We start from the raw sequence: 14,613 nt of genomic DNA on the forward strand, positions 1-14,613 counted from the left end.
TTGGTTATTAATAGCATTTGAAAAAGAAAAAAGAGGCTTTTTAGGCCTCTTCTTCTGTCTTATGGGTTTACGGTTTCACCTTCCCAATCCAGAATTCCACCAAGCAAATTGTAGGCATTACTAATCCCTAACTCATTCATAATCTGACATGCTTTGGCGCTTCTGGCACCAGAACGGCAATACACATAATAATTTTTGTTTTTATCAAGCTCTTCGATTTCATAAATAAACCCTTGTCCTTTATTAATGTCGATGTTTACGGCATTTTCAATGTAGCCGTCATTAAATTCGTCTTCAGTTCTTACGTCCAGTATAACTGCATTCTCGTCAGCAGTCAGCTGATTAACCCAATCTTCTTGTGATAAATTCATAGTAAATGTGTTTTTGTAAAATTACGACGTTTCTATTGATTAAAAACGTGCCAAATGCGATTTCGATTATTATTCTCAGAAAACGTTTTAGAGAAAGTACTATAATCAGTGAAAAGCAAATTTACTTACTATTTTTAAAAATATAGTCTATAAATTCGATAGAAAATAGGATTTTTTCATTTACATAAAATGCGTCTTAAATATAATTTTCTGATAATTTATACCGTTGCAATCCCCTATCTTTGTAATAAATTATAGGTTTTAATTTTAATTTGCTAAAGTCTACTCAAGCTGTTGGCATTAATTTCAACACATAGAATCATAGATTTTTTCTTTACTTAGAACTCAAAACAGATAATTTATTATTTCGCATAGCTTTGTGTTTTTATAAAAAGTGAAATGCCTTTTTTAAAGATCTGAACGCTATGTTCCTATGTGTTTAAACAAAAAAATCATGTTAAAAGATATATTTCCTAATTTTTCCAACGACCTTATTACGGCAATTGAAGACAACTCAAGTCCGCAGAATTTTGAAGCGGGAACCATTTTAATGCGCACCGGACAATACATTAAAAATACGGTGTTAATTACTAAAGGAAAAATTAAAATCTATCGCGAAGGCGAAGATGGCGGTGAATTTTTAATGTACTACTTACAACCGGGACAAGCCTGTGCTATTTCGATGATCTGCACTGCTAAAAGCGAAAAGAGTCAGATTATGGCAAAAGTTGTCGAAGACGTTTCGGTTATAATGATTCCGCTCCAATTAATGGACAAATGGATGATGGAACACAGGACCTGGTATGAATTTGTAATTGATACCTACCGAAGTCGTTTTGAAGAAGTTTTGGAGGTCGTTGACAATATCGCTTTCCGTTCTATGGACGAGCGTTTGGAATTTTATCTCAAAAGACATTCTGATGCCTGCGGATGCTCTGAAGTAAATCTGTCTCATCAGGAAATTGCAACGGAATTGAATACTTCCAGAGAGGTAATCTCCCGACTCCTTAAAAAAATGGAACAACGCGGCCTAGTCAAACTGAACCGCAATCAAATTGAGCTATTGAACACAAATTTCACGAATTAGCACAAAGTTTTTTTTAACCGTTAACGTATTAAATTAATTAAGTTATAGTGCTTAAGTTTCTTTAATGTTTTAGAAAGAAACTTAAGCTTAATTACCTTAACATCTAAATGGTAAAATTTATTTCATCTCTTCTGTGATAAATGTTACTGTAGGTTTCTATTGAACAAAGCATCTTTGCATTAAAACAACTGCAATGGAATATTTGGGATATTTTGCTTCGATAATTATTGGAATTTCACTGGGCCTTATTGGCGGCGGCGGGTCTATATTAACCATCCCGATTTTAGTGTATTTATTCAAAGTAAATCCGGAACAGGCTACTTCTTATTCTTTATTTATTGTGGGATTAACCGCCATGTTTGGAAGTTACAGTCATTACAAAATGGGGAATCTTAAACTTAAATCGGCTTTGTACTTTGCCATTCCCTCTGTCATTTCGATTTTGATTATTAGGGAGGTTATTTTTCCTCAAATTGCTTCTACTCTGTTTTCTATAGCTTCGTATTCGGTTTCCAAAGATTTTCTCATTATGATTATCTTCTCGGTATTGATGATTACGGCAGCGATTTCTATGATCCGAAAAAACAAACCTGAAATAAAAGCCACCGAAACTAATTATATTCAATTAAGCCTAATTGGCTTTTTAGTTGGAATTGTAACCGGATTTTTGGGTGCCGGAGGCGGTTTTCTAATTATTCCTGCACTGCTTTTCTTCGCTAATTTGCCCATGAAACAAGCCGTGGGAACTTCTCTACTAATTATTACGATCAATTCTTCTATAGGATTTAGCGGTGATTTGTATATCGGTACTCCTATTGATTATACTTTTTTATTAGGAGTTTCGGCAATGGCGCTTTTCGGAATGTTTATAGGAAGTCAGCTTTCTAAAAAAATCGACGGGGCAAAACTAAAACCTATTTTTGGATGGTTTGTTCTCGTAATGGGCTTTTATATTATTACAAAAGAGGTTTTGTTTTAAAAGTTTCAAGTTTCAAGCAGATTAGGCAGATTTTTATTTTAGTTTACTTGTAGAATATCTTTGCTAAAGATGTAAAAAAAAGCATAAAAACTTTATTTTTAAACCAAATAATCACAATCATTGTCATTTCGACAAAGGAGAAATCTCCGCGAGAAGCTCTACAAAGATTGACTTTCGTTGCGGAGTTACTTGCGGAGTTTCCTCGTACCTTGGAATGACAAAAGTGCACAGGCTAACTTTACATTCAAACCTTTTTACTTCCACCAATAATAATAGTTATGCTGATCGTCGTATTCAAAACCACAGCGCGGATATAACTGATTGCCAATATCATTTGTCTTTTCGGTTTCCAGCATCAAGCCACAAGCATTTGTTTCCTCACACCATTCTTTACTGCGATCAATTAATGCTACAGAAAATCCTTTACCTCTGTAATCGGGATGCACAAAAAGATCATTTAGTAACCATAGTCTTTGCATTTTAGTAGAGCTAAATATTTTATAAAGCTGTACAAAGCCAACTGCTTTTCCGTCTGCAATCGCTAAAAAAATATCCGACTCATTATGCAACAATCGTTCTTTAAGAAATGCTTTTCCTGCCTCAACATCAGATTTCTGACGATAGAAAACACGATAGAGGTCAAAAAGTTCGGCTGTTTCATTAAGATCTTCAATACTTGCTTTTTTGATTTGGTAATCCATTATTTTAAATTTTGAGATTAAAAGAACGAAAATATTGCAAAATCTAAACTCTTTTATAGTCCAGATTTCATAAAACGGGATCATCCAGAGCTTAATTCTTTTCAGGAGATTCTTAAAAATTATCTCTTTTACTATTTCTGTTAAACCCTGAATTTTGATCAATATGAAAACCCAAAGAAAATACAACCTAAAAATTACTCACATTCTAAACCTTGCGCTCTGAAAGAGCCTTGGCAACAACATGGTGGGAAGCATTATGAATAAAAAAGATTATGATGATAAGCCCTGAAAGGGCGAAAGCCTAATCTCAAAAAAAAATATCCTTTATATATTTTTGAGAAACATTTATTCTTCTTTAATCTATTACTACTCATTTTCTTTAGCCCTTTCAGGGCGATATTCACTTCTTCTTAATTCGTAGTGCGATGCACTACGTTAATACTTTAAGGCTTTCAGCCTATTTTTAAAGGTTTCAAATCACAAATTTTATAAGAATAATCTTTTACAACTTTACCTAACAACTCTTTTTTTGCTAAAGCCATCTCGGAATCAAACAAAAAAACCGTTGGTTAAAACCAACGGCTATGCATATCATTAATTCGTGAAATTTTTGAATTCGCGGCTATAAAATCTAATGTTCTCCATACCCGATATCATCCATCTTCCCGCTAAAAACACGGTATTGAATAACAAAATAGACGATCACTAAAAACAATGCAATGAAAAACCAATTCATCCCGGCGCTCAGTCCGTATTCATGAGCCGCAGTGTTGTAAATGGTTAAGGACGGATTTACATGATTCGTAGAAGGCAAAACATTCGGAAAAATGGAAACGGCAGTTGAGGCAAATCCACCTACCAAAAACAGAGATGAAAACAAAAATCCATAGCCGTCTTTTTTCCACGAACGTACTTTGAATAATCCTAAAATCCCAACAAAAGTCATCAATGGAAAAAACCAAAGAATTGGATTCTCTACAAAATTATGGAAAGGCTTTGGCTCAATAAAATGCCAGATCTGCAATGAAATGCACACCAAAACCAACAAAACAATATTCAATTTAAAAACAACATTTTTAAGCTGTGGATTCAAAGCTGAATTAGTTTTAAAGATGATCCAGTTCGCACCGTGGATGGTTAAGGAAACTACACTCACAATCCCCAGAAAAAGTGTAAACCAGTCTATAATCCCTAATTCACTTGCCTGCGGACTAAAAGTTGGATTCCACAATGGCAAAAAGAAATAATGTGCCTCCTGGGTTGAAACGCCGTTGGTAACCATTCCAAGGTTGACACCACGCACGATATTCCCCAAGGCAATTCCGAAGAATAAAGCCAACAGTAAACTCGCCATTCCGAAAGCCTTATCCCAGATTGCTTCCCACATGGGATGATGCACCTGTCCGCGCATTTCCAAACCAATGGCACGAAAGATCAGTAACCATAAAATCATGATCAAAGGCAGATAAAATCCGCTGAAAGAAGAAGCATACAAAGTAGGAAAAGCAAAAAACAAAACTCCTCCTGCAGCGATAATCCATACTTCGTTGGCATCCCAAAACGGACCGATTGCATTTGTAATTGCTTTTTTATCTTTTTCTGTTTTGGCAAAAAATAAATGAATAATTCCTGCTCCAAAATCATAACCGTCTAACACAATATAAACGGCCAAAATTCCCATTAAAACTATGTACCAAAAAAATTCCATACTTATATATTTTCAGTTATGACTTCAGTGTGAGGTCCTTTATTGATAATTTTTCCAATCAAAAGCAAAAACAGCATTCCCAATAAAAGATACAATCCTATAAAACCCAATAAAGTAAATAGTGTATTTCCGGAAGATACGGTTGGAGAGGCTCCGGCTGCAGTTCTCATTAAATTATAAACAAGCCAGGGTTGTCTTCCCAGCTCCGCCGTATACCATCCGGTAGTATTGGCAATGTAGGGGAATGGCATCATGAAGAGCAAGGACCAAAGAATCCATTTGGTTTCGTACAATTTACCTCTGATCAATTGAAACAAGGCCAAAGACATCAAACCAATAAAAACTGTTCCAAGTCCCACCATAATATGATACGCATAATATAAACCTGAAATATTAGTTGGATGGAGATCTTCTTCAAACTGATCCAATCCCTTTATTTCCTGCTCCCAGTTTCCATAAGTCAGGAAACTTAAAATATTAGGTACGGCAATTTTATTATCTAATTTTTTGTCTTTCACATCGGGCTGACCGATTAAAACAATTTCAGATCCTTTTTTCTCAGTATGGAAAATTCCTTCCATTGCCGCGAAAGTTACCGGCTGATATTTCACCACATTCTTGGCTAATAAATCTCCTGTTGGAACAGCCACAATCATACTTGAAATCAATCCAAATATCACTCCCGTTTTGAGAAACAATTTTCCGAAAACAATATTCTTTTTGCTTAAAATATAGAAAGAACCAATTCCCGCCACAACAAAAGAACTTGTAATTAAAGAAGCGGCCTGATTGTGCAGATACGATGGCCATAACCAGGGGTTTAAAAACAATGCTTTGAAATTGGTCAGTACAAATTTCCCGTTCTCCAGAATCTCATAGCCTACCGGATTCTGCATCCACGAATGTGTTGCGATAATTAAGTAACCACTTGCCCAGGAACCGATACAGATTAGTAATCCCGTAACAAAATGCCATTTATGTCCCAGTAATTTTTCTCCAAACAAAAACAGACCTAAAAAAGAGGATTCCAGAAAAAACGAAAACATACCTTCCATGGCTAATGTCTGACCGATAATCCCTCCGGTTAACTCGGAGAACTTTGCCCAGTTGGTCCCAAATTGAAACTCCATCGGAATTCCAGTTACCACCCCCATCGCAAAATTCAGGGCGAAGATTTTCATCCAGAAATGGGTGGCATGATTGTATTGTTCGTTTTTAGTTTTGAGATATTTCCATTTGAAGTACACAATGATCAGCGAAAGACCCATTGTAAGTTGCGGAAAAAGATAGTGAAAAGTAATTGTGAAGGCGAATTGCATTCGGTCATAAAAAAGCATTTCTTCCATAGTGGTAATTTATTTATGAAGTCCAACAAATTTACCCATTAAAACCCGAAAGTCCTGCCTTTAAAAAAAGTTTATCGCCCGATATTTGTTAAACTTTTCAACAATTTAGCTGTACAAACTGCACTTATGTTTTTAAGCCAGAATTGTCATTTCGACCGAAGGAAGAAATCGCATTAGGAAATCCGCAAACAAAATAGCCAATCTTTGTCGAGCTTCTTGTATCATTGCGTGCGATTTCTCCCTTCGGTCGAAATGACAAGATCATCCATACTATTCTTTCTTCAAAATCCCTTTTTCAACACTTTCGTTTATTAATCCTTCGGCATAACTCCATAATATTCTAGAACCTTCTTTGATCACGCTCTTTTTCTCGTACACTTTATCATAACTTACACCAAACTCTTTCCAGGTTCCTCCATTGTTAGAAGTATTCTGTAATAAAGGCTCTAAACGATCCATAGATCTGGCAAATTTAGCTTCGTTAGTTTCACCTGCTTCAAATTCTTCCCAAATAGCAATTAATTCTTCGGCCTGTTTTTTCGGGAGCAAACCAAAAATACGATTCGCCGCCAATCGTTCTTCATCAGTGTTAGAATGATTTTTCTGTGAATCATATATAAAGGTATCACCTGCATCAATTTCTACAATATCGTGTATCAAAACCATTTTCACGACTTTCAAGACATCAATCGGGGCATCTGAATGTTCGGCCAAAACGATTGCCATTAAAGCCAAATGCCAACTGTGCTCTGCGTCATTTTCGTTTCGGTCACTATTAAACAGCTTCGTTTTTCGCTGAATGTATTTTACTTTATCAATTTCTTTTATAAAAGCAATCTGATTCAATAAATCTTCTGTATTCATTTTGTAACTGTTTATGTGTTTTAAAATGACATTCGTCATATGCAAAATTATAAGTTAAAGCTTAATTGCACGAGTTTAAATCAAATAATATCACTTCTATGATAAAATCCGCTTTTTATTTCACCCCGAAATTAAATTTCTGTAACAATAGTCACTTAATTTCCCGAAAAACAGACTTACCTTTGTATCACATTATTTTAGATTTCAAATCATGAAAATAGAACAAATTTACACCGGCTGCCTTGCGCAGGGTGCCTATTATATTACTTCAAATGGCGAAGCCGCAATTATTGATCCGTTAAGAGAAATTCAGCCTTACTTAGACCGTTTAGAGCGTGATCAGGTAAAATTGAAATATATTTTTGAAACGCATTTTCACGCCGATTTTGTTTCCGGACATGTCGATTTAAGCAAAGAAACTCAGGCGCCAATCGTTTACGGACCCAACGCTGCCTGCGAATTTGACTGTATTTCGGCAAAAGACGGACAAGAATTCAAAATTGGAAATATCACCATCAAAGCGCTGCATACTCCGGGTCATACCATGGAAAGCACCACTTATTTACTGATTGATGAAAACGGAAAAGATCACGCCATTTTCTCTGGAGACACTTTATTTATTGGAGATGTTGGACGTCCGGATTTAGCTCAGAAAGCTGCCGGAATGACACAAGACCAATTAGCCGGGATTTTATACCACTCGCTACGCGATAAAATTATGACTTTGGCTGATGATGTGATCGTTTATCCTGCACATGGTGCGGGAAGCGCCTGCGGAAAAAACATGAGCAAAGAAACGGTTTCTACAATAGGAAATCAAAAAGTGAACAACTATGCGTTGCGCGCCAATATGACCGAGGCTGAGTTTATTGCTGAGGTCACAGACGGATTATTGCCGCCTCCCGCCTATTTCAGTATGAATGTGGCGATGAACAAACAAGGTTACGAAAGTTTTGAAACGGTTTTGTACAATGGAATGAAAACCATAAAAGCAGAAGAATTTGAAGCCGTAGCTGAAGAAACAGGCGCTTTGATTCTGGATACCAGAAGTGCTGCCAATTTTAGTAAAGGATTTATTCCGCAATCTATTAATATTGGAATCAATGGTGATTTTGCTCCTTGGGTCGGAACTTTAATTGGTGATGTAAAACAACCTATTATTTTGGTAACGGAAACCGGTCTTGAAGAAGAAACCGTAACCCGTTTAAGCCGAGTAGGATTTGACTCGATTATTGGTCATTTAGAAGGAGGTTTTGAAGCCTGGCAAAAAGCAGGTTACGAAGTGGACACCGTAAACAGAATCACTGCTCAACAATTTTCAAATGAGTTCAAATTCGGAGAAGACAAAGTAATCGACATTCGTAAAGAAACGGAATATGCTGCAGAGCACATCGAAGACGCTTACAGCAAACCATTGGCTTATATTAATGATTGGGTAAAAGACATTAACCCGAACGAACATTTTTATCTGCATTGCGCCGGAGGATATCGCAGTATGATTGCTGCTTCGATTTTACAGGCTCGCGGTTTCAGAAATTTTAGCGAAATTGAAGGCGGTTTTGGAGCCATTTCTAAAACAGAAACTCCAAAATCAGATTTTGTTTGTCAAAGTAAAGTGTTAAAGTAACAAAGGTAAGGGGGTACAAAGGCGCAAAGTTTTTTCTTTGAATCTCTAAATCTTTGCCTCTTTGCACCTAAAAAATAAAGATATAAACAACAAAGGTTTCTCCTTTGAACCTCTGAACCTCTACCTCTTTGAACCTAAAAAAAAATAAAAATGCTAGAAATCTTAAAAGAACCTTGGCCTTGGTACGTTTCCGGGCCGCTTATCGGATTAACTGTTCCTGTTTTATTGATTCTCGGAAATAAATCTTTCGGAATCAGTTCCTCACTTCGTCACATTTGTGCGGCTTGTATTCCGGCTAATATTTCTTTCTTTAAATACGACTGGAAAAAAGAAAGCTGGAATTTATTCTTCGTTTTCGGAATTTTCCTGGGTGGAGTCATTGCTGCTTATTTCCTGGCAAATCCAAATCCAATAGAAATTAGTCCCGAATTATCAACGAAATTAGCTGCCTACGGAATCACCGATTATAACGGTTTAGTTCCTGCACAATTATTCTCCTGGGAAAGTTTATTCACGCTTCGTGGTTTTATCATGATTGTGGTAGGCGGATTTTTGGTAGGTTTTGGAACACGTTATGCGGGCGGATGTACTAGCGGACATGCCATTATGGGAATTTCAAATTTACAGTGGCCATCTTTAGTAGCGACAATCTGTTTTATGATTGGAGGCTTTGTAATGACACTTTTGATCTTACCTTATATTCTTTCACTTTAAAATTTCAAAAATGAGTTTAGAAAATAAAATAGTCGACGGCGAGGGAATCAATGCAAGCCAGAAAAAAGAAACAGTCTTTGGAAATCTTAAATATTTAATCGTTGGTATCTTTTTCGGAATCGTATTCGTAAAAACTGAAATCATAAGCTGGTTCCGTATCCAGGAAATGTTCCATCTTGAATCATTTCATATGTACGGTGTAATTGGAAGTGCAGTTGCTGTTGGAGTAATCTCCGTATTTCTTATTAAAAAGTTCAACATAAAAACACTGCAAGGCGAAAAAATCGAAATTCAGCCCAAAACATTCAGCAAAGGACAAATTTATGGGGGTCTTTTATTTGGTTTTGGATGGGCCATTACCGGCGCTTGTCCCGGACCACTATTTGCTCAAATTGGTACTGGTGCAACTGTTATTATTGTAACGCTGATAAGTGCCATCTTTGGAACCTGGGTTTATGGTTTTATTAAAGACAAATTGCCTCACTAATATTCTTACTTATATTATACAAATCAAACCCGACAAGTTTTAAAAACCTGTCGGGTTTACTAATAGCTAACAGATGAGCCACACAACAGAAAATTTAATATTAAGAAAAGCAGTTAGCTCTGACGTGCCTTTCATTTGGGAGATTCTTCAAGATGCTATCGAACAGCGAAGACTGGACGGAAGTACACAATGGCAAGACGGTTATCCTAATGAACTTACCATTCATACCGATATTAAAAACGATCATGGGTACGTTCTTACAGAAAACGACACTATCTTATCTTATGCAGCGATTCTTTTTGATAAAGAACCTGCCTACGAAGTCATAGAAGGCCACTGGCTCACTGATGGCGACTACGGAGCCATTCATCGTGTTGCCGTATCGAAACTCGCAAAAGGTAAAGGTATTGCAACCAAACTGTTTGAAAAGATAGAAAGTTTATGTCTCGAACAGAACATATACAGTATAAAGGTAGACACGAATTTTGACAATATTCCAATGCTTAAAATTTTAGACAGACTGAAATATACCTATTGTGGTGAAGTTTTTTTCAGAGGAGGAGCACGAAAAGCGTTTGAAAAAAAACTGATTTAGAAAATAGAACAATAAAATAAGTAAACCCGACAGATTTCAAAATCCTCTGTCGGGTTTTATTTTGCCTGCGATTAAGTTCTGTCGTTTTTTTTTTAGACATTTTTTTCTACTAAGAGTATTATCTTCATTTTACTTTCATTAAGTTTACAATACCAGATTTAATCTTACAAAAAAGCGAACCAATCACAGTCCTATGAAACGCTCAGAACAATTGTCGAAACTAGAAAATACGGAACACTGGGATGTAATCATAATTGGCGGGGGAGCAAGCGGTTTGGGGACTGCTCTTGATGCCGCAAGCCGGGGTTATAAGACCATTTTGCTTGAAGCAGTCGATTTTGCAAAGGGAACCTCCAGCCGAAGTACCAAATTAGTTCATGGAGGCGTTCGCTATTTAGAACAGGGAAATATTCATCTGGTCATCGAAGCCTTAAAAGAAAGAGGATTACTTGCCAAAAACGCTGGTCATTTAGTAAAAAATCAATCTTTTATAATTCCGAATTACAACTTCTTTGCCGGTTTATTCTACACCATCGGATTGACTGTTTATGATTTATTGGCAGGGCGTTTAAGTTTGGGGCGATCAAAATACCTTTCCAGAAAAAAAACAATTGAAATGCTTCCTGCTGTAGCAGAAAGAAATCTAACAAATGGCGTAATTTATCATGATGGTCAATTTGACGATTCCCGACTGGCGATAAACATTGCTCAAACAGCTATTGAAAAAGGAGCCTGCCTTTTAAATTATGTCAAAGTTGTTAATTTACTAAAGAATGATAACAACCAAATCATCGGTGTTGAAGCCATAAATCATGAAACTGGCAAGAAGTACGAAATCAAAGGGTCGGCTATTATCAATGCGACCGGAGTTTTTACAAATGCCATCATGAAACTTAACGACACCGTGTACAAAAAATACATTGTGCCAAGTCAGGGAATTCATCTCGTATTTGATCAATCCTTTTTACCGGGTGAACACGCTTTGATGATCCCTAAAACAAGTGATGGAAGAGTTTTGTTTGCCGTTCCCTGGCACAATCGAATTGTAGTCGGAACCACTGATACCTTAATTCGAAAACACAGTCTCGAACCCATTGCGCTAGAGAGTGAAATTGAATTTGTTTTGGAAACTGCTCAACGTTTTCTGGCTAAAAAACCAACGAGAGCCGATGTTTTATCTGTTTTTGCCGGTTTACGCCCTTTGGCGGCTCCGGAAGAAGAAGGCAAAAGCACCAAAGAAGTTTCCCGAAGCCATAAAATCATTGTTTCAGAAACCGGATTAATCACAATTACCGGAGGCAAATGGACTACTTACAGAAAGATCTCTGAGGATATTATCGATAAGGCTATCAAAATAGGCAAACTGCCTAAAAAAACTTGTATTACCGCGCATCTTCCGATTCATGGAAATAAAGCCACTACAAATTCAGACAGAACAAATCATTTATATATCTATGGATCAGACCTTCCTGAGATAATAGAATTGCAGAAGAGAGAGCCTGAACTGAAAGAAAAATTACATCCGGATCATGAATTTACAATGGCCGAAGTTGTTTGGGCTATTCGATATGAAATGGCAAGAACGGTAGATGACATTCTCGCAAGACGTGTTCGCTTGTTGTTTTTAGATGCCAGAGCTGCCATTACTTCTTCTGAAAAAGTAGCGCGCCTTCTGGCAAAAGAACTCGGACATGATGAAACCTGGATCCTTAGAGAAATGACCAACTTTCATGGAATTGCAAAAGGTTTTCTTCTAAAAGAATTTCAATAGATTTTTATTAACTTACGAATATAAGATCATGCAGGACAAATTAATTCTGGCTTTGGATCAGGGAACTACTTCTTCCAGAGCCATTGTATTCAATCATAAAGGAGAAATAGTCAGTATTTCTCAAAAGCCATTTAAGCAAATTTTTCCAAAACCGGGATGGGTCGAACATGATCCTAACGAAATCTGGTCTTCGCAAGTAAGTGTCGCTGCCGAAGTAATAGCAAAAGTTGGAATTACAGGCCGCGAAATTGCAGCCATAGGAATTACCAACCAGCGGGAAACTACCATTGTCTGGGATCGCGAAACAAGTGAACCTGTCTACAAGGCTATTGTCTGGCAAGACCGCAGAACGGCAAAATACTGCGACGAACTAAAAGCAAAAGGACATACAGAAATGATCCAGAAAAAAACCGGATTAATTCTCGATGCTTATTTCTCCGGAACCAAAGTAAAATGGATATTGGATAATGTTCCCGGAGCACGCGAAAAAGCAGAACAGGGAAAACTTTGTTTTGGAACTGTAGATACCTGGTTAATTTGGAAACTAACCCGAAGTAAATTGTTTATGACGGACGTTTCTAATGCCAGCAGAACTTTGTTATTCAATATAAATACTCTGGACTGGGACGACGAGTTACTGGCACTATTTGATATTCCGAGAGCCATGCTGCCTGAAGTAAAAGAAAGCAGTGCTATATACGGAGAAACGAGCACTACCCTATTCTCAACAAAAATTCCAATTAGTGGAGTTGCCGGAGATCAGCAGGCAGCTCTTTTTGGTCAGCTGTGTACCAACTCCGGGATGATTAAAAACACGTATGGAACAGGCTGTTTTATGCTGATGAATACCGGTGAAAAACCTATTTTTTCAGCCCACAACTTATTAACTACAATTGCATGGAAAATCAACGGAAAAACTACCTATGCTTTAGAAGGTAGTGTTTTTGTTGGAGGGGCAGCCGTACAATGGTTACGAGACGGCGCAAAAATAATCAATTCATCAGATGAAATTGAAGCTCTCGCAGCAACTGTGCCTGACAATGGCGGCATTTACTTTGTTCCTGCTCTGACCGGTTTAGGAGCTCCGCATTGGGATCAATACGCGAGAGGTGCCATTGTTGGAATCACCAGAGGTACAACAAATGCACATATTGCCAGAGCCACTTTAGAAGGAATTGCTTATCAGGTAAACGATCTGCTCAAAGCTATGGAGGCAGATTCCGGATACAAAGGAATAGAACTACGGGTAGACGGTGGTGCAGCCGCAAATAATTTATTAATGCAATTTCAATCAGACATATTTGGTTCTAATGTAACCCGACCTACCACATTAGAAACTACCGCTTTGGGAGCCGCATACCTGGCAGGACTAGCTGTAGGGTATTGGTCGAGTTTGGATGATCTGAAAGAACAATGGTCGATAGACAAAGTATTTTCTCCGAAAATGGATCAGGCAAAAGTAGACTTATTGGTCAAAAATTGGGACAGAGCTGTTGGTCGCGCCTCGCATTGGATTGAAGAATAAATTTTAATTACTAACTAAACCGTAAAAAATGACTCCTTTTATAGCAGAAATTTTAGGCACAATGATTATGATTTTATTAGGGAATGGTGTTGTGGCAAACGTCTTACTTAAAGATACCAAAGGAAACAATTCAGGTTGGATGGTGATTACATCAGCTTGGGCATTTGCCGTTTTTGTGGGCGTTACTATCGCGGGACCAATTAGCGGTGCTCATTTAAATCCTATTGTTACATTAGGTTTGGCCCTGATTGGAAAATTTAACTGGAATCTGGTTCCGGCTTACGTCCTTGCTCAAATGATTGGAGCAATGTCAGGTGCTTTTTTAGTGTGGTTGTCTCATAAAGATCATTTTGCAGCAACAGAAGATGAAGGAACTACACTTGCCTGTTTCTCTACCTCGCCGGCAATCAAAAACAATCTCTCCAACTTAATCAGTGAAGTAATTGCGACTTTTGTTTTACTTTTTTCAGTCTTTTATATTGCCGGACCAAGTCTGCAAATCGCAACCGATGCTAATGCAACAATTGGTTTAGGAACTATTGGAGCACTTCCGGTAGCGATAGTCGTCTGGGCAATTGGTCTGTCATTAGGAGGAACTACAGGTTATGCCATAAACCCCGCAAGAGATTTAGGCCCGAGAATCATGCATGCTATTTTACCTATAAAAGGAAGTAGTAACTGGACGTATGCCTGGATTCCTATTGTGGGCCCCATAATTGGTTCGGGATTGGCTGCCGCACTATATCTGGCGATTAATTAGTACTTAACAAACTGAAAGTTCTGAAATTTAGGACTCATGGGTTTCTCCTATTATGAGCTCGCGTGAGGGATAAAAGCT

The 14,613-nt window shown here is 37.4% G+C and carries 14 protein-coding genes; 9 read left to right on the forward strand and 5 right to left on the reverse strand.

The genetic code is table 11. The features are described 5' to 3' along the window. Positions 1-59: 59 nt before the first annotated feature. Positions 60-371: a rhodanese-like domain-containing protein gene (locus OLM58_RS01685; RefSeq protein WP_202702604.1), complete on the reverse strand. Its 312-nt coding sequence runs from the start codon at positions 369-371 to the stop codon at positions 60-62. A gap of 454 nt (positions 372-825) precedes the next feature. On the opposite strand from OLM58_RS01685, the gene OLM58_RS01690 reads away from it, so the two are divergent. Both OLM58_RS01690 and OLM58_RS01695 read left to right on the forward strand, forming a co-directional pair. Then, on the forward strand, positions 826-1,458 hold the full coding sequence (locus OLM58_RS01690) for a Crp/Fnr family transcriptional regulator (RefSeq protein WP_264530957.1): 633 nt from the start codon (positions 826-828) through the stop codon (positions 1,456-1,458). A gap of 193 nt (positions 1,459-1,651) precedes the next feature. After that, positions 1,652-2,437: a sulfite exporter TauE/SafE family protein gene (locus tag OLM58_RS01695; protein ID WP_264530958.1), complete on the forward strand. Its 786-nt coding sequence runs from the start codon at positions 1,652-1,654 to the stop codon at positions 2,435-2,437. Between the two features lie 254 nt (positions 2,438-2,691). Here the strand turns inward: OLM58_RS01695 and OLM58_RS01700 are convergent, their stop codons facing one another. The 4 genes from OLM58_RS01700 to OLM58_RS01715 all read right to left on the reverse strand — a co-directional run bounded on the left by OLM58_RS01700 (position 2,692) and on the right by OLM58_RS01715 (position 7,056). Continuing rightward, the gene (locus OLM58_RS01700; protein ID WP_264530959.1) at positions 2,692-3,138 is read right to left on the reverse strand and encodes a GNAT family N-acetyltransferase; all 447 of its coding nucleotides are present in this window, start codon (positions 3,136-3,138) and stop codon (positions 2,692-2,694) included. Between the two features lie 631 nt (positions 3,139-3,769). Then, entirely contained in the window at positions 3,770-4,846 is a 1,077-nt protein-coding gene (cydB, locus tag OLM58_RS01705; RefSeq protein ID WP_264530960.1) for a cytochrome d ubiquinol oxidase subunit II, read from the reverse strand. Between the two features lie 2 nt (positions 4,847-4,848). Next, positions 4,849-6,192: a cytochrome ubiquinol oxidase subunit I gene (locus tag OLM58_RS01710; protein WP_264530961.1), complete on the reverse strand. Its 1,344-nt coding sequence runs from the start codon at positions 6,190-6,192 to the stop codon at positions 4,849-4,851. A 270-nt stretch (positions 6,193-6,462) separates the two neighbouring features. Further along, positions 6,463-7,056: an HD domain-containing protein gene (locus tag OLM58_RS01715; protein ID WP_264530962.1), complete on the reverse strand. Its 594-nt coding sequence runs from the start codon at positions 7,054-7,056 to the stop codon at positions 6,463-6,465. A gap of 211 nt (positions 7,057-7,267) precedes the next feature. Between OLM58_RS01715 and OLM58_RS01720 the strand changes: the two genes are divergently transcribed. From OLM58_RS01720 to OLM58_RS01750, 7 genes are all read left to right on the forward strand, one after another. Further along, the gene (locus OLM58_RS01720; RefSeq protein ID WP_264530963.1) at positions 7,268-8,683 is read left to right on the forward strand and encodes an MBL fold metallo-hydrolase; all 1,416 of its coding nucleotides are present in this window, start codon (positions 7,268-7,270) and stop codon (positions 8,681-8,683) included. Between the two features lie 150 nt (positions 8,684-8,833). Then, positions 8,834-9,397, forward strand: a complete 564-nt coding sequence (locus tag OLM58_RS01725) for a YeeE/YedE family protein (RefSeq protein WP_202703917.1) — start codon at positions 8,834-8,836, stop codon at positions 9,395-9,397. Positions 9,398-9,407: 10 nt separating this feature from the next. Further along, positions 9,408-9,884, forward strand: coding sequence for a YeeE/YedE family protein (locus OLM58_RS01730; protein WP_264530964.1), 477 nt, complete (start codon positions 9,408-9,410; stop codon positions 9,882-9,884). 73 nt (positions 9,885-9,957) lie between these two features. After that, a complete protein-coding gene (locus tag OLM58_RS01735; protein ID WP_264530965.1) occupies positions 9,958-10,479 on the forward strand; it encodes a GNAT family N-acetyltransferase in 522 nt (173 codons plus the stop codon). Positions 10,480-10,672: 193 nt separating this feature from the next. Further along, the gene (locus tag OLM58_RS01740) at positions 10,673-12,250 is read left to right on the forward strand and encodes a glycerol-3-phosphate dehydrogenase/oxidase (protein WP_264530966.1); all 1,578 of its coding nucleotides are present in this window, start codon (positions 10,673-10,675) and stop codon (positions 12,248-12,250) included. A gap of 28 nt (positions 12,251-12,278) precedes the next feature. Then, entirely contained in the window at positions 12,279-13,775 is a 1,497-nt protein-coding gene (gene glpK / locus OLM58_RS01745; RefSeq protein WP_264530967.1) for a glycerol kinase GlpK, read from the forward strand. 28 nt (positions 13,776-13,803) lie between these two features. Next, positions 13,804-14,535 carry an MIP/aquaporin family protein gene (locus tag OLM58_RS01750; protein WP_264530968.1) on the forward strand — a complete coding sequence of 244 codons (732 nt, stop codon included), beginning with the start codon at positions 13,804-13,806 and terminating at the stop codon, positions 14,533-14,535. The last annotated feature ends 78 nt before the right edge of the window (positions 14,536-14,613 follow it).

The organism is Flavobacterium sp. N502540, from assembly GCF_025947365.1.
Lineage (GTDB): Bacteria > Bacteroidota > Bacteroidia > Flavobacteriales > Flavobacteriaceae > Flavobacterium.